21 protein-coding genes and 2 pseudogenes are annotated in these 18860 nt (G+C 64.4%); 10 read left to right on the top strand and 13 right to left on the bottom strand.

Going from position 1 to position 18860, the window contains the following annotated elements; all coding sequences use genetic code 11:
• Window positions 1-2 precede the first annotated feature (2 nt).
• From ccmI to X771_RS157230, 5 genes are all read right to left on the bottom strand, one after another.
• Window positions 3-1157, bottom strand: coding sequence for a c-type cytochrome biogenesis protein CcmI (gene ccmI, locus X771_RS157210; RefSeq protein ID WP_023687242.1), 1155 nt, complete (start codon window positions 1155-1157; stop codon window positions 3-5).
• 85 nt (window positions 1158-1242) lie between these two features.
• Window positions 1243-1686, bottom strand: a complete 444-nt coding sequence (locus tag X771_RS157215; RefSeq protein WP_023687241.1) for a hypothetical protein — start codon at window positions 1684-1686, stop codon at window positions 1243-1245.
• Between the two features lie 174 nt (window positions 1687-1860).
• Entirely contained in the window at window positions 1861-3279 is a 1419-nt protein-coding gene (locus tag X771_RS157220) for an ATP-binding protein (RefSeq protein WP_023687240.1), read from the bottom strand.
• A complete protein-coding gene (locus X771_RS157225; protein WP_023670175.1) occupies window positions 3263-3928 on the bottom strand; it encodes a response regulator transcription factor in 666 nt (221 codons plus the stop codon). Before X771_RS157225 ends, X771_RS157220 begins: the two co-directional genes overlap by 17 nt.
• 82 nt (window positions 3929-4010) lie before the next feature.
• A complete protein-coding gene (locus tag X771_RS157230; RefSeq protein WP_023670174.1) occupies window positions 4011-4271 on the bottom strand; it encodes a hypothetical protein in 261 nt (86 codons plus the stop codon).
• Window positions 4272-4551: 280 nt separating this feature from the next.
• Between X771_RS157230 and X771_RS157235 the strand changes: the two genes are divergently transcribed.
• A complete protein-coding gene (locus X771_RS157235) occupies window positions 4552-4938 on the top strand; it encodes an ester cyclase (protein ID WP_023684533.1) in 387 nt (128 codons plus the stop codon).
• Between the two features lie 6 nt (window positions 4939-4944).
• Here the strand turns inward: X771_RS157235 and X771_RS157240 are convergent, their stop codons facing one another.
• On the bottom strand, window positions 4945-5352 hold the full coding sequence (locus tag X771_RS157240; protein ID WP_023670173.1) for a DUF3168 domain-containing protein: 408 nt from the start codon (window positions 5350-5352) through the stop codon (window positions 4945-4947).
• A 217-nt stretch (window positions 5353-5569) separates the two neighbouring features.
• Here X771_RS157240 and X771_RS157245 point away from each other — a divergent pair, with 217 nt between their 5' ends.
• Both X771_RS157245 and X771_RS157250 read left to right on the top strand, forming a co-directional pair.
• The gene (locus X771_RS157245; RefSeq protein ID WP_023670172.1) at window positions 5570-5779 is read left to right on the top strand and encodes a hypothetical protein; all 210 of its coding nucleotides are present in this window, start codon (window positions 5570-5572) and stop codon (window positions 5777-5779) included.
• Window positions 5780-5786: 7 nt separating this feature from the next.
• Window positions 5787-5978, top strand: coding sequence for a hypothetical protein (locus X771_RS157250; protein ID WP_023670171.1), 192 nt, complete (start codon window positions 5787-5789; stop codon window positions 5976-5978).
• Between the two features lie 42 nt (window positions 5979-6020).
• Here X771_RS157250 and X771_RS157255 read toward each other — a convergent pair whose 3' ends face one another.
• Both X771_RS157255 and X771_RS157260 read right to left on the bottom strand, forming a co-directional pair.
• Window positions 6021-6287, bottom strand: coding sequence for a DUF1488 domain-containing protein (locus X771_RS157255; RefSeq protein ID WP_023670170.1), 267 nt, complete (start codon window positions 6285-6287; stop codon window positions 6021-6023).
• Window positions 6284-6547, bottom strand: coding sequence for a hypothetical protein (locus X771_RS157260; protein WP_023670169.1), 264 nt, complete (start codon window positions 6545-6547; stop codon window positions 6284-6286). The genes X771_RS157255 and X771_RS157260 overlap by 4 nt, the downstream gene beginning before the upstream one ends.
• A gap of 246 nt (window positions 6548-6793) precedes the next feature.
• Between X771_RS157260 and X771_RS157265 the strand changes: the two genes are divergently transcribed.
• The 3 genes from X771_RS157265 to X771_RS1000000168715 all read left to right on the top strand — a co-directional run bounded on the left by X771_RS157265 (window position 6794) and on the right by X771_RS1000000168715 (window position 9149).
• On the top strand, window positions 6794-7156 hold the full coding sequence (locus X771_RS157265; protein ID WP_023687239.1) for a co-chaperone GroES: 363 nt from the start codon (window positions 6794-6796) through the stop codon (window positions 7154-7156).
• 64 nt (window positions 7157-7220) lie between these two features.
• Window positions 7221-8849, top strand: a complete 1629-nt coding sequence (groL, locus tag X771_RS157270) for a chaperonin GroEL (protein WP_023687238.1) — start codon at window positions 7221-7223, stop codon at window positions 8847-8849.
• 135 nt (window positions 8850-8984) lie between these two features.
• Window positions 8985-9149, top strand: a complete 165-nt coding sequence (locus X771_RS1000000168715; RefSeq protein WP_023687237.1) for a hypothetical protein — start codon at window positions 8985-8987, stop codon at window positions 9147-9149.
• 12 nt (window positions 9150-9161) lie between these two features.
• On the opposite strand, the pseudogene X771_RS01000000164780 reads toward X771_RS1000000168715, so the two are convergent.
• A pseudogene (locus tag X771_RS01000000164780) lies at window positions 9162-10714 on the bottom strand (trimethylamine methyltransferase family protein).
• Window positions 10715-10726: 12 nt separating this feature from the next.
• Window positions 10727-10999: pseudogene (locus tag X771_RS157275) on the bottom strand (glycine cleavage T C-terminal barrel domain-containing protein); the annotation flags it as partial.
• Window positions 11000-11129: 130 nt separating this feature from the next.
• Here X771_RS157275 and X771_RS157280 point away from each other — a divergent pair.
• The 4 genes from X771_RS157280 to X771_RS157295 all read left to right on the top strand — a co-directional run bounded on the left by X771_RS157280 (window position 11130) and on the right by X771_RS157295 (window position 15894).
• A complete protein-coding gene (locus X771_RS157280) occupies window positions 11130-13289 on the top strand; it encodes a penicillin-binding protein 1A (RefSeq protein WP_023687235.1) in 2160 nt (719 codons plus the stop codon).
• Window positions 13290-13361: 72 nt separating this feature from the next.
• Window positions 13362-13946, top strand: coding sequence for a DUF1214 domain-containing protein (locus X771_RS157285; RefSeq protein WP_023670163.1), 585 nt, complete (start codon window positions 13362-13364; stop codon window positions 13944-13946).
• Window positions 13939-14487 (top strand): DUF1254 domain-containing protein, encoded by a 549-nt coding sequence (locus X771_RS157290; RefSeq protein ID WP_023687234.1) that lies wholly within the window; start codon window positions 13939-13941, stop codon window positions 14485-14487. Before X771_RS157285 ends, X771_RS157290 begins: the two co-directional genes overlap by 8 nt.
• Window positions 14488-14883: 396 nt before the next feature.
• Window positions 14884-15894, top strand: coding sequence for a DUF2336 domain-containing protein (locus X771_RS157295; RefSeq protein ID WP_023687233.1), 1011 nt, complete (start codon window positions 14884-14886; stop codon window positions 15892-15894).
• On the opposite strand, the gene X771_RS157300 is transcribed toward X771_RS157295, so the two are convergent.
• The 3 genes from X771_RS157300 to X771_RS157310 form a co-directional block, all read right to left on the bottom strand.
• The gene (locus X771_RS157300) at window positions 15881-16228 is read right to left on the bottom strand and encodes a DUF1491 family protein (RefSeq protein WP_023687232.1); all 348 of its coding nucleotides are present in this window, start codon (window positions 16226-16228) and stop codon (window positions 15881-15883) included. The genes X771_RS157295 and X771_RS157300 overlap by 14 nt on opposite strands.
• 73 nt (window positions 16229-16301) lie before the next feature.
• Window positions 16302-17090: a peptidoglycan-binding protein gene (locus X771_RS157305; protein ID WP_023687231.1), complete on the bottom strand. Its 789-nt coding sequence runs from the start codon at window positions 17088-17090 to the stop codon at window positions 16302-16304.
• Window positions 17065-18810 carry a HAMP domain-containing sensor histidine kinase gene (locus X771_RS157310; protein ID WP_023684545.1) on the bottom strand — a complete coding sequence of 582 codons (1746 nt, stop codon included), beginning with the start codon at window positions 18808-18810 and terminating at the stop codon, window positions 17065-17067. The genes X771_RS157305 and X771_RS157310 overlap by 26 nt, the downstream gene beginning before the upstream one ends.
• Window positions 18811-18860: the final 50 nt, after the last annotated feature.

Here is an 18860-nt window from a genome sequence, read left to right as displayed (position 1 = left end):
TCCTACTCCGTCGCCGTCAGGCCGAGCGAGGCGGCAAAGGCGGTGAATTTCTTCGCTTCCTCACTGTCGGCGCCAAACACGGCAATACCGCGATGCAGCGCGTCCCGCGCCTGGTCGGCCTTGCCCAGCACAACATAGGAACGAATGAGCCGCATCCATCCTTCCGTGTCGCGCGGATTTTGCCGCAATTTTTCGTCGAGGCCGGCGACCATGGTTTCGATCATGGCCTGCCTGTCCCGCGGCGCCATCGACGAGGCGGCATCGACGGCTGCGGCGTCGGGGCCTTTGGCGGGCTCTCCTGACGCGACGCTGCGGTTGGCGGCCTCGGCCAGTGCCTGTTGGACAGCTCCGCGCCATGGCGAATCCTGCGGCAGGGAATCGAGCATTTTCTGCCAAGCCGTGATTGCCTCGGGTATGCGGCCTTCCTGGGCCAGCGCCATCGCCAAATAGAACGAGGCTTTCGCGTTTGCCGGGTCGAGTTTTAGCGCCTGTTCGAAAGCGGATTGCGCATCGGCCGAAACGATGCCGCCGGCCGCATTGGCGATCGCTTCGCCGAGACCGGCCTCGCGGGCAGCCGTGTCGCCATCGAGGCGGATAGCATTGCGATAGGCGGTCACGGCATCGGGAAAGCGCTGCAGGCGCAGATAGATCGGGGCGAGCACGTCCCAGCCGCGTCCATCGCCAGGGTTGGCGGCAAGATGGGCCTCGGCGCGCGCCACCAACTCATCGACCGAACTATCGGCCGGATTCTTGGCCAGCCGTTCGGCAAGCGGCTGCGACGGCAGATCGGGCGAGCCGAGCTGGCTGTACATGCCCCAGCTGAGCAGCGGGACCATCAGCACCGCTGATGTCGCCACCAGCCTGGCCGCCCTCGACGGCTGCCGCGCGCCAGGTGCATCGGGTTGACCGACATTGGCTTGACCAACATCTCCCAGGCTAAGGATGCGGCGGGCGATCTCAGTGCGCGCCTCCTCGGCTTCGGCCGGCTGAATCAGGCCGCGCGCGGCGTCACGCTCAAGCTCGGCCAATTGGTCGCGATAGACTTCGAGATCATGGTCGCTGCTGGTCGGAGCGCCCTTGCCGCCGCTGGTCAGCGGCAGCAGCACCGCCAGGCTTGCGCCCAGCGTGAGGAGTGCGGCTATGACCCAGAACAGCATGGTTCTTTCAATAGAGCGAGAGCCCTGCTCTCACAACATGAGGGTGCTGCGACGCTTTGACGGGATTCCGACCCCGGCCCAACGTTCAGGTCAGCGGCGTCCAGCTGCCGTCGGCGTTGCGGCATGCGGTGCCCCGCGCGGTCTGGCCGGCCGTGCCGGTAAACACCGTATGGGTGTACTGGCGGCAATCCTGCGAGCCGACGCGGTAGGGCTGGGCCGCGACGACTTCGCCGGAATGAGCCGAACTGTCGCTCTTCCACGTCACCTTCTGGCCGCTCGCCGTATATTCGAGCGCCTTGTATTCCGCCTCGAGCGCCTTGCGCTTCTCGGTGCTGTTCAGGCCGCTGCCGATCGATCCGCCGACGAGCCCGCCGGCCATGGCCGAGATGATCGTCGTCGCGACTTTGGCCCCTGAAGGAGGCGACGCGGGCGGGTTGGTGATGGAGATATCCGGGCCACTGCCCTTACCCAGCGTTCCGCAGCCGGAAAGAGCGAGCAGTGCGGAAACGAGCGCAACGCGAATCTTCATGCCAACAACCGGTTTTCTTGAACGGGATGCGCTGGGGGCCGCGTCATCGGGGGCGTCAGGACGTCATACTATTGATATTTGTCGGAAATTTGGCCGTTCTTAACGGCTTTTGCGCAATCGAGGGGCCGCCATAACACAGGCATTCGGCCGTGTCGATTGGCCCTGGGCAGTACATCATTGCAAGCTCCGCAAGCGCACAACCGCCTTCAGCCCGCCCATCGTGGAGCGTTCCAGCGCCAGCGCCCCGCCATACTCGTTGACGAGGTCGGCAACGATGGCAAGTCCGAGCCCGGTTCCCGGCTTTGTCTCGTCGAGGCGCCGGCCGCGTTTCAAGACATCGCGGGCCTTGTCCTCGGGGATGCCGGGACCGTCATCCTCGATCGATAGCTCGAACAGGCCGGCTGCGGCCGGCGTGACGGATACGGCAACAGTGCTCTTCGCCCATTTCATCGCATTGTCGAGAAGGTTGCCGAGCAGTTCCTCCAAATCCTCGCGCTCGCCAGCAAAGACGATGTCGGCCGCCGGCAGCGTAAGCGACAGGCTGACATCAGGCTTGAGTTTTTGCAGCACGCGCACCATGCGCTGCACCAGCGGCGTCACCGGCGTGCGGTAGACGACGCTGTCGCGCTGCGCCGCGACCCGTGCCCGCTGCAGGTAGTGGTCGACCTGTTTCTGCATCGACGCCGCCTGGTCGGCGATGAGCTGCCCCTTGGCGCCGCCGAGAGCCCGGCCCTCATTGATCAGCACGGCAAGCGGCGTCTTCAGCGAATGGGCAAGGTTGCCGACCTGCGTACGCGAGCGCTCGACGATGCGCTTGTTGTTTTCGATCAGCGCATTGGTTTCGTTGGCGAGCGGCTCGATCTCGGCGGGAAACCGGCCATCGAGCCGCTGCGCCGTGCCTTCGCGCACCTGGGCAAGCGCGTTGCGAACCCGGCGCAAGGGCTGGAGGCCGAGCAGGATAGCGATCGCATTGATGGCGATCATGCCGACGCCGAACAGGCTGAGATAGGTCAGCAATCGGCCCTGGAAGGTGGCGATCTCCTGTTCGAGCTCGGTCTTGTTGCCCATCACGCGGAAGCGCGCAGCGCGGTTCTTGGCGTCGAGCACGAATTCGCTCTCGAACACTTCGAGCTGCTCGTCGCCGATGCCGTCGGTGGAGTAGCTGCGCTGGAAGCTCGAATTGAATGGCACCTCGGCGACGGTCGGCGACGGGATCGTCGTGGTCATCGAGGACGAATGAAGGTCGCCGTGCACACCTTCGGAAGCCGGCTCCACCGACCAGTACCAGCCCGAATTCGGCTCCGAGAAGCGGAGGTCGCCGAGGTCGGGAGCACCGGTGAGCTGGCCGGATTCGGAAACGCCGACCGAGCCGATCAGATTGAACAGATGCGCCGACAGCAGGCTGTCGAAGCCGCGCTCGCTGGCCTGGCGGTAGAGCGTGGTGATCAGAGTGAAGATGACGATCAGGGTGAGGATCGCCCAGATCGTGGAAAAGCCGATGACGCGGAAGGCCAGCGAGCGTGGCCAGAGCCGCGCCGAAAAGGGCTTCCTTGCTGGTATGGGGAGCGGTTCCGCCTTACGCCTCCGGCTCACGCATGCGATAGCCCATGCCGCGCACGGTTTCGATCATGTCGATGCCCATCTTCTTGCGCAGCCGGCCGACAAAGACCTCGATGGTGTTGGAATCGCGGTCGAAATCCTGGTCGTAGAGATGCTCGACCAGCTCGGTGCGCGACACCACCTCGCCCATATGGTGCATCAGATACGCCAGCAGGCGGAACTCATGCGAGGTCAGCTTCAGCGGCACGCCGTTGACATCGGCCTTGGAGGCCTTGGTGTCGAGGCGCAGCGGCCCGCAAGTGAGCTCGGACGAGGCATGGCCGGCGGCGCGGCGGATCAGCGCCCTCACCCTGGCCAGCACCTCCTCGATGTGGAACGGCTTGGTGACATAGTCGTCGGCGCCGGCATCGATGCCCGACACCTTGTCGCTCCAGCGGTCGCGCGCTGTCAGGATCAGCACCGGCATCTTGCGGCCGTTGCGGCGCCAGCGCTCGACGACGCTGATGCCGTCCATCTGCGGCAGGCCTATGTCGAGCACGACGGCATCGTAGGGCTCGGTGTCGCCGAGGAAATGCCCCTCCTCGCCGTCATAGGAGCGGTCGACGACATAGCCGGCATCGACCAGCGCGTCGGCCAGTTGCCGGTTGAGATCCTTGTCATCTTCGACGACGAGTACGCGCATGATCGGTCAGGCCTGTTGATGGGTCAGCTATAGGCCGATTCCGGTGGTCTGGGAAACGAGCCCTGCAAGGGGGAAGATTGGATCAGTTCGCCGGGACGACGATCTCGGAGCGGCGCGGACGCTGGCCGTCCTTGCCCGGCACAAGCACGACGATGACGCAGACCTCCTGGCCGCCACGCGTCGTCTGCGAAGCCTTGGCCAGCGTGCCGCCATTCTGCTCGGCAACCTGCTGGCCGATCGCGTAGCAATCCGCCGCGGCTGCCGGCGTCGCTTGCGACGCCAACAGGCCGGCCGCTGTGAGCGCCAGTATCGCGGTTCTGACATGAGAGCGAAGCGTTTTCATGGTCGGCGTTGTAACGCAACTGTGCTGAACGTGAAATGAACGGTGAACGGGTGAAAATCCATCCCCGCAATACCCCCTGCGCGCGCAACGAATGAATGCGATCCTACCGCCCAGTCCCTCAGACCGGGCAATGGATTCATAACCGGAAAACCGGCTGCGCGGCTATGGTGTTTGCGCGCAGGTTCTCAATTCGCAGCCAGATTGGGAACAGGTCAAGGCGAGACCATTCTGAAGGGCCGCCCTAAATAGCGCGGGAAACGCCAAATCATCGGAGTGCGCCATGACGGATAAAGACCTTGCCGACCTTTACCGGGGCTATATCGCTTGCCTGAATGCCCAGGACTGGGCGAAACTTGGAGACTTTGTCGGCGACGAGGTGCAGCACAATGGCGAAATGCTCGGCCTGTCGGGTTATCGCCGTATGCTCGAAGGCGATTTCGAGGCGATTCCCGACCTCCGCTTCAACATCGAACTGCTGGTCTGCCAGCCGCCGCGCGTGGCCGCGCGCCTGCATTTCGACTGTCATCCCAAGGGCGTGCTGTTCGGCCTGCCGGTGAACGGCAAGCGCGTGTCGTTCGCTGAGAATGTTTTCTACGAATTCGGAGAGGGTCGCATCCGCGAGGTGTGGTCAGTCATCGACAAGGCCGAGATCCAGGCGCAGATCTAGGTTGCTTCAATCACTTTGTTCGGTGAGAGCGCGTATCCGCAGCACCCCGTGGTAGAGCGCCAGGTCCTCGTCGTAGCGGGCCTCGGCGAACTCCAGCGACAGGCGGGTCTGGTCGCGCGAGCCGGTGGCGAAAGCGGCGCCGTCAAGGCGCGCCCGGATGCTGTCCATAATCAGACGCGTCTCGGCCTCGCCTTGCGCCTTCGACCAGACATGCAGCGTGATGAGCTGGTCGTCATCATTGTCGGCGCCGGTGTCCAGATCGAATGCGCTGGTCCTGCCATAGGTCACATAAGGGAAGGCGGCACTGTCGGCCGCCTGCTCGCGCAACCCGGCGCCGCCGAGCAGCGCCGTCAGCGAGGCATCGCTCTTCAATCTCATGAACAAGGCTTGCAGCAAATCGCCGGGCGCCGTCATCGTCGTCTCCGTTCGCCTGTCACGCTTTGAACAACCTCAGTTTCGCGCGCAACCTAACCGCGTTGCACGGATTTCGCCAGATGACGATCCGCCTGATGGAAGGCGGCGAATCGGGCGGCATGGCCCTTTCACGGACCGGGTTCTATTTGGCATGCGGGGAGTTTCAAGAAGGGTGTTATGAGGAGCCCTGTTTTCTCCGGCAATTCGAGGTCATTTCATGCGAACGCCACCGCTGCTGCCGGCTTTTGGAAAGCTTGGCGTCAAGCCCCCGGTCGCGATTGCGGCAGCACCCGCCCTGTCGAAGAGGACCGTGGCCCTGCGCATGCGCGAGATACTTTCAATGCATGGCGGCCTGGCCTTGAAGCTGTCGGTGGTGGCCTGGACAATCCTGATCCTGGCGGCGGCATTTTTCATGTCAAGGGCCTGATGCCGATATGGCAAACCGCTACGCGTTGCGCATGGACGAGCCCGAGAGCTGGACTATCTTCGACATCTTCACCGGCCAGCCTGTCGAGCTTAAGCAACAGGTAATGGTGGCCATGAATTTGCGGGATGCGGAAGCGATGGCCGACCGCCTGAACAGCCGGGACGTCAAGCGGCGGGCAAAAGCCGACCGCAAGTCCTGACGCACGCTGATCTCAGCCGCTCTGATGCAAGACGAACGCGCGCTAGCCGAAATCCGCGGCTGTGAGCACATAAATGCTCTTGCGGGTGCGGGCGTAGGCCTTGCTGGCAATGTCATGGATGGAGCTGGACGCGGTGTCGAAGGCCGCCAGATAGGTGGCTTCCGCGGTCGCCGTCCCTGATGGCGCCTTCGAGAGGGCATCGGCGGCGACAGAGAAGGAAATCTGGAACATGCCGTCATGGCCGACAAAGCGGATGCGCTTGCCGGCCTCGTCATAGAAGCGGCTTGGATTGGGGAATGTCAGGCTCATGACGTGCCCCCCTTCGGCGCGGCGGCGGCTTTCTTGACGGTAGCCCGCTTCTTCTTCGGTGTCGGGTTCAAGGCTTCCGCGACGCGGTCGGCCTCTTCCTTGGCCAGGCGCAATTCCCTGAGCCTTGCCGTCTTGATCTCCCTGGCCCTCGCTTCGGACATGTAGTCGGAGGTTGCCTTGTTGCGCTCGGCCGTCTTCTTCTGCTTGTCCATGAAGCGGGCTTCAGCTTTTTCCATGATGCTCTGATTGCCTTCGGCCATCGCATAAATCTCCTCGTGCCTGAAATTGTGAAATCGAACTTACGATATAAATAGTCGCTTTGGCCTCGAAATTCAATTTTTCGAAATATCTAGGCGCCTCGCGACGTTTCGAACCCGGCAGACATCATAATACTTTTTAATATTTAATTTTGGCCACGAATAATTTTTGGCACTCCTATCTATCGAGTGCCAACACGCCTATAAGAACGGCGCGGTCGCCTATGCCGGCCCCAGAAAGAAGTTCTCATGAAGTTTCGGCCACTCCACGACCGCGTCGTCATCCGGCGCGCCGAAGGCGATGTCAAATCCAAGGGCGGCATCATCATTCCCGACAATGCCAAGGAAAAGCCGCAGGAAGGCGAAGTCATCGCCGTTGGGCCGGGCGCACGCGACGAAAACGGCGCGCTTGTTCCGCTCGACGTCAAGGCCGGCGACTTCATCCTGTTCGGCAAATGGTCGGGCACCGAGGTCAAGATCGACGGCGAGGACCTGCTGATCATGAAGGAAGCCGACATTATGGGCGTCATCGACAAGAGCGAGACGGCCGCTGTCGGCAAGAGCGGGACGGTCGTCACCGAGAAGAGCGTCAAAGCCAAGAAGGCTGCCTGACCGGCCTGGCTTTGCCAGGCTCCGGCGAGCCGCTTGCTTCACCACACCAACGGGATTGAAAAAAATGTCTGCCAAGGAAATCAAATTCGCCACCGACGCGCGCGACCGCATGCTGCGCGGCGTCGAGATCCTCACCAATGCGGTGAAGGTCACGCTCGGCCCCAAGGGCCGCAACGTCATCATCGACAAGGCCTATGGCGCGCCGCGCATCACCAAGGACGGTGTGACGGTGGCCAAGGAAATCGAGCTTGCTGACAAGTTCGAGAACATGGGCGCGCAGATGGTGCGCGAAGTGGCTTCGAAGACCAACGACCTCGCCGGTGACGGCACCACCACCGCCACGGTGCTGGCCGCATCGATCCTGCGCGAAGGCGCCAAGCTGGTTGCCGCGGGCATGAACCCGATGGACCTCAAGCGTGGCATCGACCAGGCTGTCGCCGCCGTGGTCAAGGACATCAAGGCGAAGGCCAAGAAGGTCAAGTCGTCGGCCGAGATCGCGCAGGTCGGCACCATCGCCGCCAATGGCGATGCCAGCGTCGGCGCCATGATCGCCAAGGCGATGGACAAGGTCGGCAATGACGGCGTCATCACCGTCGAGGAGGCCAAGACCGCCGACACCGAACTCGACGTCGTCGAAGGCATGCAGTTCGACCGCGGCTATCTCTCACCCTATTTCGTCACCAATGCCGACAAGATGCGCGTCGAACTGGAAGAGCCTTACGTGCTCATCCACGAGAAGAAGCTCGGCAATCTGCAGGCGATGCTGCCGATCCTCGAAGCAGTGGTGCAGAGCGGCAGGCCGTTGCTGATCATCTCGGAAGACGTCGAAGGCGAAGCACTGGCGACGCTGGTCGTCAACAAGCTGCGCGGCGGCCTCAAGGTCGCGGCCGTCAAGGCGCCGGGCTTCGGCGATCGCCGCAAGGCGATGCTGGAAGACATCGCCGTGCTGACATCGGGCCAGATGATTTCCGAGGATCTCGGCATCAAGCTCGAAAACGTCACCATCGAGATGCTTGGCCGCGCCAAGCGCGTACTGATCGAGAAGGACACCACCACGATCATCGACGGCGCCGGCACCAAGGCGACCATCCAGGCGCGCATCGCGCAGATCAAGGGCCAGATCGAGGAGACCACGTCCGATTACGATAAGGAGAAGCTGCAGGAGCGGCTGGCCAAGCTCGCCGGCGGCGTCGCCGTGATCCGCGTCGGCGGCGTCACCGAGTCTGAAGTGAAGGAAAAGAAGGACCGCATCGACGACGCGCTGAATGCGACGCGCGCGGCGGTGGAAGAAGGCATCGTGCCCGGCGGTGGCGTGGCGCTTCTGCGCGCCAGATCGGCGCTGGCCGGGCTGACTGGCGCCAATGACGATGTGACGGCAGGCATTTCGATCGTGCTCAGGGCACTCGAAGCGCCGATCCGCCAGATCGCCGAGAATTCCGGCGTCGAAGGCTCGATCGTCGTCGGCAAGCTGTCCGACAGCAAGGACCAGAATCAGGGCTTTGACGCCCAGAACGAGGTCTATGTCGACATGATCAAGGCCGGCATCGTCGACCCGGCGAAAGTGGTGCGCACCGCGTTGCAGGACGCCGGCTCGATCGCCGCCCTTCTGATCACCGCCGAAGCGATGATCACCGACGTTCCGGCCAAGGATGCGGCGCCTGCGGGCGGCGGTGGCGGCATGGGCGGCTACTGACCATCGCCCGAAAATTGCCCGCTGGGAATCTGGGCGGGCATAAATCAGAACAGGCTGCCGGGGACATTTCCCCGGCGAGCCAGGAATTTCCGTCAGTCAGTCAAGACCAGTCATCAACGACAGGGAGATCGACAGATGATCACATTCGCCCCGAAGCCGAACGCTGTATCCGCGACCAAGCCGGCGGAGGAGAGCCGCTTCGATCGCATCCGCCGGATTGCCGCCGACAAGCACAGGCAGGCCGATGCCGGGCCGATTCGCCGCGAGCCGTCGAAGACCGGCGACAAGCGGCCGACGTGACGGCTGCCAACCTCACGACACCGGCAACGCTCCGCCCTCTTCGGTGCGGCGGGCAATGAACTCGTCGAGCACATCGGATGTGGCAACGGCCGACGCCGGCGGCTGGAAGTCGGCCAGCGTCCGCTTCCAGATGCCGGTGGCGCGCTCGGTGGCCGACTTCGAACCGGACTGCGTCCAGCTGCCGAAATTCGACCAATCGGCGACCAGCGGCTCGTAGAAGGCGGTGCGGTAGCGCGTCATGGTGTGGCCGGCGGAGAAGAAATGCCCGCCCGGCTGGACTTCAGCGATCGCCTCGAAGCCGATCGAATCCTCGTCGCCGGGGGTCGTAGCGCAGAGTTCGGCAACCGTCTGCAATGCCTCGATATCGGTGATCAGCTTCTCGTAGGAGACGCTGAGGCCACCCTCCAGCCAGCCCGCGGCATGGATGCAGACGGTGGCGCCGGCAAGCACCGAGCCCCACAGCGCGAACTGCGTCTCGTGCGCCGCCTGCACATCGGAAATGTTGGCCGCACTGCCGCCGCCGGACCGCCAAGGCAGGCCGGTGAAGCGGGCCAGCTGACCGGCGCCCAGCGTCGCCTTGACGTGCTCGGGCGTGCCGAAGGCCGGTGCGCCGGACTTCATGTCCACATTGGAGGAGAAGGATCCGTAAACCACCGGTGCGCCCGGCCGCACCATCTGCGCCAGCGCGAGACCAGCCAGCGCCTCGGCATGCTGCAGCGTCAATGCGCCGGCGACGGTGATCGGCGCCATGGCGCCGGCCAGGCAGAAGGGCGTGATGATGGACACCTGGCCGGCCTTGGCGAAGTCGATGATGCCCTGCGCCATCGGGATATCGAGCTGGCGCGGCGAATTGGTGTTGATGACGGTATAGCAATGGACGCCGGCAAGGAACTCGTCCTGCGAGAGGCCGCGCGCCAACCGGATCATCTCGAACCCGTCCTCGACCTGCGGCGTGCCACGGGCGAAGACGAAGGGAAACTTGTCCGCCAGGGTCAGCTGCGCACGGTTGACGGCATAGTGGCGCAAATGGTTGTCGACATCCTGCGCCTCGATCCAGGGGCCGAGCATATGCAGCACGTCGAAATTCTGAACAAGCTTGGTCAGTTCTTCGAAAGCGGCGAGCGTGCCCGGACGCCGTCCGCGTTCGAGATCGGTGACGTTGGGCGCCCCGGCCCGGCGAGGAACGTCATCGAGCCGAGTTCGAGCGTGAGGTCGCGGCTGCGATTGCCGGCCAGCGCCCGGATGGATTTTGGCGCCGAGGCCAGTGCGGCGGTGACGATATCGCGGCCGATGCGCACCATCCGGCTGTCCTCGTCGACCATCGCGCCGGAGCGGGCGAAGATGATGCGCGCCTCTGGCAGCAGCACCTTGATGCCGAGCTCTTCCAGCACGCGCAACGCCGTGTCGTGGATGGCCGCAACCCGGTCGTCCGAAAACACCGGCTGCGGCAGGAACGGGTTCTTGAGCGAGCGATAGTTCGGGTGGCGGCTTGACCCGCTGCCGGCCTCGCCGGTGTGCCCGCGCCGGCGCTCGCGCCTGGTCTCCCTTATGATGTCATCGACCATGGCCAAAACTCCTCATTGCCGCATCGCCTTGCCCTCGGGGTCGTATGGCGAGGCCGGAATAATTCGCGCCGGCCGCTCGACGCCGACAATGTGCACCGAAAGCGCGGTCCCCTCCCCGGCGAATTCGTCGTCCAGCAACGCCAGCGCGACGCTTTTGCCTATTGTGTAGCCATAGCCGCCTGAGGTGACGAAGCCGACGCGCAGGCCGTTGTGCCAGACTGGCTCGAAGCCACTGGCGTCGGCATCGACGGCGTCGACCTCCAGCGTCACGATCCGGGCGGCGCTCAACAAACCGTGCGGTGTGGCCTGGCTGCCCTTGTGAGCCGGGCTGAAATGGAAGAATAGTCTTCGCCGGGTATGCCCGCCCTGAAATTGCCCGCTTGCGGTTCTCAGGTGGGTTGGGTGAGTTTCGGGAATGGCCAGTCCTTTAGAACGACGTCCAAGACGAAGAGGTCCGATCGCCGCCGCACTGCTGGCGGTGGACGCGTGGATCGATTCCTCGCTCTACGAAATCGGCTTCAAGGCCGGCCAGTTCTGGGAATCGGCAACCATTTTTTCGCGGCGCTTCCGAGTCACCGGCTGGCGACGCGGCATCATCGAGGTGCTGAGCGAAGGTTTTACGATGGGCGCCGGCGGCGTCGTCGTGCTGCTCGCACTCGCGATGCCGGCCTTCCAGATCACCACTGGCGACTGGCGCAGTCAGGGCGATTTCGCCGTCACCTTCCTCGACCGCTACGGCAACGAGATTGGCCAGCGCGGCATCATCCAGCGGGATTCCGTGCCTGTCGACGAGATGCCGGACCATGTCATCAAAGCGGTGCTGGCGACCGAGGACCGGCGCTTCTTCGAGCACTACGGCATCGACGTGCTCGGCCTGTCGCGCGCCATCTTCGAGAATGTGCGGGCCAATTCCGTGGTCCAGGGCGGCTCCAGCATCACCCAGCAGCTGGCCAAGAACCTGTTCCTCTCGAATGAGCGTACCTTCCAGCGCAAGATCAAGGAAGCCTTCCTGTCGCTGTGGCTGGAGGCCAATCTGTCGAAGAAGGAGATCCTGCAGCTCTATCTCGACCGCGCCTATATGGGCGGCGGCACGTTCGGCATCGAGGCGGCGGCGGATTTCTATTTCGGCAAGAGCGTCAAGGATCTGAACCTCGCCGAGGCGGCGATGCTGGCCGGCCTGTTCAAGGCGCCGACCAAATACGCCCCGCACATCAACCTGCCCGCTGCCCGCGCTCGCGCCAATGTGGTGCTGTCGAACCTCGTCGATTCCGGTTTCATGACCGAAGGCCAGGTGCTGCAGGCAAGGCTGCATCCGGCCGAGATCGTCGACCGCGGCGAGCAGAAGAGCCCGGACTATTACCTCGACTGGGCCTTCGATGAGGTCAAAAAAATCGCCAAGCCCGGCCAGCATTCGCTGGTCGCCCACACCACTTTCGACGCCAACATCCAGAAAGCGGCGGAGGAATCCGTCGAATTCCATCTCCGCCAGTTCGGCAAGGAATACAACGTCACCGAGGGCGCCGTTGTGGTGATCGAGACCAATGGCGCGGTGCGCGCCATTGTCGGCGGCCGCGACTATGGCGCAAGCCAGTTCAACCGCGCCACCAAGGCGCTGCGCCAGACCGGCTCCTCGTTCAAACCTTACGTCTACGCCACCGCCATGGAGCACGGGTTCACCCCGGACTCCGTCGTCTCAGGCGGGCCGATCAGCTGGGGCGGCTGGTCACCGCACAATTACAATGGCGGCTCGGCCGGCAATGTGACGCTGATCACGGCGATCGCCAAATCGATCAACACCGTGCCGGTACGGCTGGCCAAGGACTATCTCGGCATCGGCCCGATCAAGGCGATGGCCGAATCATTCGGCGTGGAATCGCCGCTGGAGTCGCACAAGACCATGGTGCTCGGCACATCGGGCATGACGGTCATGGACCAGGCGACGGGCTACAGCGTGTTCGCGCAGAACGGCTTCGCCGGCTCGCGGCACGGCATCACCCAGCTCGTCACCCGCACCGGCGATGTCGTCTACGACTTTGCCAAGGATGCGCCGGCGCCGCATCGGGTTCTGTCGGAACAGGCTTTAAAATACATGAACACCATGCTGGCTGCGGTGCCGGCGATCGGCACCGCGCGGCGCGCGCAGCTGCCCAACATCGTCGTCGCTGGCAAGACGGGGACGACGCAATCCTACCGCGACGCCTGGTTCGTCGGCTTCACCGGCAATTACACGGCTGCCGTCTGGCTCGGCAATGACGACTTCACCCCGACCCGCAACATGACCGGCGGCACGCTGCCGGCGATGGTGTGGCAGCGGCTGATGGTCTACGCGCACCAGAATATCGACCTGAAGCCGATCCCCGGCCTAGACAAGCCCTTCGTCGACGAAGAGATCGCGGCCAAAGCCGAGGAAGCGGAGAAGAAAAACGCCGATCAGGCAGCCGCCGATGCCGCGGCCGAGCGCCCGGCGGTGTTGTCCAGCCGCACGACACAGACGCTGCGCGAGATGACCAAGGTGTTCCAGACAGCGCCCGTGCTCGGCTCGCCGCAGACACCGGAGACCCTGTCGGCGCTTTGATTCCACAGCGCTGCTTGCTCTGTGGCCTGCCCCGCTATATCCCCAACGATAATTCTCTCGTCCCGGTTCTTCATGCTCAAGACCGCCTTTTTCACGCTGCTTTCGCTTGCCATAGCCATCGGCCTCGGCGGCGGCAGCGTCTGGTATGCGCTGCAGGCGCAGAGCGGCGTCGGCGCGATCAGCATCGGCCAATGGACCGCCTTCCCCGAGATCGGCACGCAAGATGCCGACCCCTATTCGAAGGCGCGCGTGGCGCGCGAGGGCGTGCTGGCGCTCGGCAAGGCGGAAGGCTTGTCCTTCATCGCCGAACGCGATGCGGCCGGCGATGAGCTTCAGCGGCAATGCGACTACAGGATCGAAGGCAGTTTCCCGACCGCCCGGTTCTGGACGCTCTATGCCGCGGATCAATCGCTCGGCGTGGTCGACACCGGCAAGCCGAGGCTGGCGGCGCTGCAATCCTACCAGGTGCTGCGTCAGCCCGACAATTCGGTGATCATCGCCGTCGGCAACCGTCCGGCCCCCGGCAACTGGCTTCTGACCGAAGGTTTTGGCCGGATGTATTTCGTGCTCACCTTCTACGACACGCCGATTGCCTCAAGCACCGGCCTTTCCGACGTGTCGCTGCCCCGGATCGTCAAGGCTGGCTGCAATGCGTAGGTTGCTGCACGCCATCCTGCTCGGCCTGCTCGGCGCCGGCATCGTCCACATCGTGGTGCTTTTGCTGGTGCCGGAATTTACCGAGCGCGATGCCTGGTCACGGCTGGCGATGGCGTCCGACCTCTACAAGATGACCAGGCTGGATGCCGAGGCGGGCGGCGCGCCGGTGGTGAAGTCGGTGGATCCGCTGTTTTACGCCGCCGCCTGCCGCTTCGACCTTGCCGAAGGCGTGGTGCGGATCAAGGCGCCGGGCAGCGTGCCGTTCTGGTCGGTGTCGGTCTATGACCGCAACGGCCACAATTTCTATTCATTCAACGACCGCACGGCGACCGGCAGCAAGCTGGACACCGTGGTGCTGACGCCGGCACAGATGATCGACGTGCGCAGGGAGCTTCCCGAAGACCTGCAAGGGGCGATCTTCGTCGAGGCGCCGATCGAGGAAGGCATCTTCGTCATCCGCGCCTTCGTGCCTGACGACAGCTGGAAGCCAGTTGTGTCGCAGTTCCTGGACCAGAGCTCCTGCGAACTGCAGGACTACTGACCTCACCCCGACGACCAGCAAATTCAGTGGTGCGGAACAGGCGTCCGTGGTGTGCCCGGCTGGTCCGCCGGTCGCGCCTGGCCCGCCAATGGCGGATGCTCGTAGCGGACGCCGGGAAAAATGATCACCGCCGCCGGCGTACCGGTGTCCTGAACTGCTCGATTGACTGGTGCCGATCGCGGCACGAAAGACAGTACCATGCCCATGGTTCGCGTATTCCTCTCGGTTGCCCCGGAGCACAACGCAACGCCTCCAAATGTGATTAAGGCCGGCAGAGGGTTAACGGAGCGCTAACGGATCGCGGCTAATTTGATGTTTGTTCCAGGCCTTGCGCGAAACCGACACAGTTGCGGTTGAGCATGGTCCGGGTTGTGTCGAGTGTCGGGCGTATCTTCCGTGTCAGCTTCGGATTTCAGGCAAATCGCCATACGGACGGAATCGGGAAAAGCCGAAAGGCTGTTTCGCGCCGCCGTGTCGGCGTTCTGCTCGCTGACCCGCCCGTCGCGCCGCGAGATCGCCCAGCTCGAGGATCTGACGCTGCCGCTGTTCGACAGCGTGCCGGTCGAATCGCGCCGCTATGTCGCCGCCGCCCTGTCCGAATGCGAATATGCGCCGGCCGCCCTGGTGCGGCGGCTTTGCGAGGAGCCGGTCGATGTCTGCGCGCCCTTGCTGGTCCGTTCGCGGGCGCTGGGCGATATCGACCTGATCGCGCTGATCGGCCGCCACGGCCTGCCGCATGCGCGCGCCATTGCCCGCCGCAAGGATTTGAACCCGACCATCGCGCAGTTGATCAAGGCGCTGGAAAAGCCGACCCTGGTGCGCGTGCGGCAGCCCGAGCCGATCGCCGACGTGGCGGGCGCCGACGCCGAAGCCGCTGCCGCCGCTCCCAGCGCACCAAAACTGCCCGGCAGCGCCGCCGAAACCGCCAGGCGCCGCCTGCGCTCGATGATGCTCGCCGAGGGCGAGGCGACATCGGTCAATCCCTTCGCCGGCTCAGCAACTTACAGCAAGCTGCGCGAGACGGCGCTGACCGGCAACGCCGCCTTCTTCCAGACCGCGCTTGCCGACGCGCTCGATATCGACTTCTCGACGGCGCGGTCGCTGACCAAGCATTCGAGCTATGTCTCGCTGCTCGCCGCGCTGCGGGCGCTCGACCTCAGCGAGGACAGGGCATTCCTGATAGTGGTCGCGGTGTACCCCCGGGAGTTTCCGCACCCGCAGGCGATCCGCATCTTCCTCGACCGCTACCGGCTGCTGCATCACGAGGCGGCGCTCGACAAGGTGCGCGGCTGGAAGGCCGAAACATTGTCGCGAGCGGTGCGCGGCAACACCCCTGTCGCCGCGAATGGCGACCAAGCGCCGGACGTCGACAAAGCCAGCCTAGGGGCCAGCCTCAAGGCGTCTTGACGGAGAGAAGCTCCTCGACGGAAACCGTTCCGGCCTCGATCTCGACCACCCAGATGTCGGGATCGAATTTTTTCTCCCGCTCAAGCCTGGCGTCAAGCGCGGCGGCATCGTCGCCGGCGCCGAGCAGCGTGAAAAAGCGATCATCCGGTTTGTCCGAATCGTAGCTCGTCTGCGGCGCCGGGCCGAACAGGGAGACGTCGCCCAGCCTGCCGCGGGAGAGCACGAAGACAGCGCCGGCCTCGGTCGCGCCACGCTTGGCGACGGCCGCAAAGCCGCCGGCGCCGAAGACACGGCGCAGCAGGGCCGACACCCAAAACTCGGTGGTTACGCGCATGACGAGGCTCCGGAGGACATGCGCGGCGTCTTAGCCGGATTTTCGTCTATCCGCGAGCGGTCGTCTTGACCACTCAATTGGTCAGGCCGATCTCGCGCATCTTGACGTAGACGACCTCGTCGGGCTCGCCGGTTTCCGGCAGGCCGAACAGCGACTGGAATTCCTTGATCGCCGCCTTGGTGCGGGCGCCGACGACGCCGTCGAGCTGCATGTCGTCATTGCCGAATGCCTTCAGGCCGGCCTGGATCTTGACGATGCGGGCATCGGGCGCCTGGGCGGATACCGACGCGGAAACCGGGATGGGCGCAGGCGCGGCCTCGGGCGCGGCAACTCGAGCGGCGGCCATATCCACGGGCCTCGGCACAGGATGCGGGATGCCAGCTGTTGTCTGCTTGGCGCCGAGCTGGTCGAGCAGGACGGCGTCGATCTCACCGGAGGCCGGCAGGCCAACTTTCTGCTGGTATGCCTGGATCGCCTTTTGGGTATTCGGCCCGGAAATGCCGTCGACCGTTCCCGTGTAGAAATCGAGATCCTTCAGGATGCCCTGGACCTGCTCGACGGTCGGATCGCTTTTGACCGGAGCCGGGCCGGGCCGCAGGATGTTGATGGTGGTTTCGGGTTCGTCCGCGCCGGGGTGCGGAAAACCCTCGATGCTGCGGGTGGCGAAGAAGGCGCCGGCATGCGGAAACGGCTGGTACCACAGCGCGTTGGCGGAAACGTAGAACAGCGTCACCAGGAAGGCGGTCGAGCCGCCGACCAGGACCGGATTGCGCGAGATCGCGCCGCCCAGCGCAATCGCGCCGGCCTCGAACGCGCCGCTGCGGCGCTTGACCGCCTTAGGCTGTTTTGCGGAGCGAGCCATTCCTGTCCCCTTTCGCGTCGCCTTTCGTCCTGGTCGCGGGCATCGGCAGCACGCCGTTCCTCTCGGTCGCGCTCCTCTTCGGCCCGTTCACCGGCAGGCTGATCGTGACCGTCGTCCCCTCGCCCGGCATGCTTTCGATCGACATCGTGCCGTCGTGCAGCGCCACCAGGCCCTTGACCAGCGACAGGCCGAGCCCGGTGCCCTCGAAGCGGCGCGTATAGTCATTCTGGATCTGCATGAACGGCTTGCCGAGATTGACAAAATCTTCCTCGGCGATGCCGATGCCGGTGTCCCTGACCCAGAAATGCAGCCGCGAGCCGATCCGCTTGGCGCCGACGATGATATCGCCGCCATCGGGCGTGAACTTGACCGCATTGGAGACGAGGTTGATCAGGATCTGCTGCACGGCACGACGGTCGGCATTGATCTCCCCGGCGTCCGGCGCAATCTGCGCCTGGAGATCGATGTTCTTGGCATTCGCCTGCAGCTGCATCATCGACTGGCACATCTCGACCGCTTCGATGAATCGGAACGGTTCGGGCTCGGTCGCGTAGGCGCCGGCCTCGATCCTCGAGACATCAAGGATGGAGGTGACGACGGCAAGCAGATGCTGGCCCGACTCCTTCACCAGGCCGACATACTCCTTCTGGCGCGGGTCCTTGAAGCCGCCGAACATCTCATGCAGCAGCATGTCGGAAAAACCGATGATGGCGTTGAGCGGCGTCCGAAGCTCATGGCTGACGACCGCCAGGAAGCGGCCCTTTGCCACCTCGGCCGACGCTGCGGCCTCATTGGCGGCAGCAAGCTCGTCGCGCAATTCGGCAGTCTCGTCGTTCTCGCGCAGCAGCAGAGTGAAGGTCTCCTGCTGCTCTTCGGCACGCATCAGTTCGAGCTGAAATGGCCGGTAATTGTCGGCCGTCGAGGCGCTGCCGTCCTGCGGCAGCCTTACCCGAAGATCGAGCCGGCGCGCCAGGGCGCCATCGCGCATGTCGGCAAGCGCGCTGAGATAAGCGACGCGATCGGACAGGTGGATGCGGTCGAACAGCCCGGCGCCGAAAAGCAGTTCCGGCGGCAGCTTCAGGATGGTGCGCGCCTTGGCTGAGGCATCCAGGACCTCGCCATGCCGGGCGACATGCAGGACAACGGCGTCGATCATGTCTTCAAGGCGGTCGTTTGGAAGCCGCGCGGGCTGCGCGCGTGCGGCATCGCCTAGGGCTGCGAGCCGGGGAACCAGCGTCAGGCCCCAGGCGAGCGGCAGCAGCCAGTGCCACGCCGCGACTTGCGCCCCTCCGAGCGGGACGACAGAGCCGACAAAGGGCTGCAGCAGCATTGCGGCCAAGGTTGAGAGGCCGCCCCAAAGTGCCGCGCGCTTTGAACCGCCGATCCACCAGGCCTCGAATGGCAGTGCCAGGGCCAGCAGCGCAACCGGCGACGCCAGGCCGCCTGCTGCCGCGACGGCGCCGGCAAGGGCAAGACCGCCGGCGGCAAGGGCAACCTGGGCTGCCAGCGTCATCTTACCCGACGCCGCCACCAGCAAGGCGGCGAACCAGCAAAGACCGAAGGCGGCGAAAATGGTTGCGACGGTGACGGCGGCGCCCATGCCCGAGGTGACCAGTGTCACCGCCGCACCGGCGGCGAAGAACGGAGCGGCAAGCATGATGCCGATGAACCGGCGCTGGCGCAGGCGATCGCCCTGGCCGATGATGGCCGGATGGACCATGCGTTCGCAACCGGCCGCCAGCGCGCCAGGCAGTTCAATATATCTGGCAG

The sequence above is a fragment of the Mesorhizobium sp. LSJC269B00 genome (assembly GCF_000502815.1).
Classification (GTDB): domain Bacteria; phylum Pseudomonadota; class Alphaproteobacteria; order Rhizobiales; family Rhizobiaceae; genus Mesorhizobium.
Note: the sequence above shows the minus strand (reverse complement) of the source record. Positions and strands in the feature narration are given on the sequence as shown.

Bases quoted from the DNA above. Each gene is read 5' to 3' on its own strand.
- ccmI (WP_023687242.1), bottom strand. From the start codon at position 1,157: ATGCTGTTCTGGGTCATAGCCGCACTCCTCACGCTGGGCGCAAGCCTG.
- X771_RS157215 (WP_023687241.1), bottom strand. From the start codon at position 1,686: ATGAAGATTCGCGTTGCGCTCGTTTCCGCACTGCTCGCTCTTTCCGGC.
- X771_RS157225 (WP_023670175.1), bottom strand. From the start codon at position 3,928: ATGCGCGTACTCGTCGTCGAAGATGACAAGGATCTCAACCGGCAACTG.
- X771_RS157230 (WP_023670174.1), bottom strand. From the start codon at position 4,271: ATGAAAACGCTTCGCTCTCATGTCAGAACCGCGATACTGGCGCTCACA.
- X771_RS157235 (WP_023684533.1), top strand. From the start codon at position 4,552: ATGACGGATAAAGACCTTGCCGACCTTTACCGGGGCTATATCGCTTGC.
- X771_RS157240 (WP_023670173.1), bottom strand. From the start codon at position 5,352: ATGACGGCGCCCGGCGATTTGCTGCAAGCCTTGTTCATGAGATTGAAG.
- X771_RS157245 (WP_023670172.1), top strand. From the start codon at position 5,570: ATGCGAACGCCACCGCTGCTGCCGGCTTTTGGAAAGCTTGGCGTCAAG.
- X771_RS157250 (WP_023670171.1), top strand. From the start codon at position 5,787: ATGGCAAACCGCTACGCGTTGCGCATGGACGAGCCCGAGAGCTGGACT.
- X771_RS157255 (WP_023670170.1), bottom strand. From the start codon at position 6,287: ATGAGCCTGACATTCCCCAATCCAAGCCGCTTCTATGACGAGGCCGGC.
- X771_RS157260 (WP_023670169.1), bottom strand. From the start codon at position 6,547: ATGGCCGAAGGCAATCAGAGCATCATGGAAAAAGCTGAAGCCCGCTTC.
- X771_RS157265 (WP_023687239.1), top strand. From the start codon at position 6,794: ATGAAGTTTCGGCCACTCCACGACCGCGTCGTCATCCGGCGCGCCGAA.
- groL (WP_023687238.1), top strand. From the start codon at position 7,221: ATGTCTGCCAAGGAAATCAAATTCGCCACCGACGCGCGCGACCGCATG.
- X771_RS1000000168715 (WP_023687237.1), top strand. From the start codon at position 8,985: ATGATCACATTCGCCCCGAAGCCGAACGCTGTATCCGCGACCAAGCCG.
- X771_RS157280 (WP_023687235.1), top strand. From the start codon at position 11,130: ATGGCCAGTCCTTTAGAACGACGTCCAAGACGAAGAGGTCCGATCGCC.
- X771_RS157285 (WP_023670163.1), top strand. From the start codon at position 13,362: ATGCTCAAGACCGCCTTTTTCACGCTGCTTTCGCTTGCCATAGCCATC.
- X771_RS157290 (WP_023687234.1), top strand. From the start codon at position 13,939: ATGCGTAGGTTGCTGCACGCCATCCTGCTCGGCCTGCTCGGCGCCGGC.
- X771_RS157300 (WP_023687232.1), bottom strand. From the start codon at position 16,228: ATGCGCGTAACCACCGAGTTTTGGGTGTCGGCCCTGCTGCGCCGTGTC.
- X771_RS157305 (WP_023687231.1), bottom strand. From the start codon at position 17,090: ATGGCTCGCTCCGCAAAACAGCCTAAGGCGGTCAAGCGCCGCAGCGGC.
- X771_RS157310 (WP_023684545.1), bottom strand. From the start codon at position 18,810: ATGGTCCATCCGGCCATCATCGGCCAGGGCGATCGCCTGCGCCAGCGC.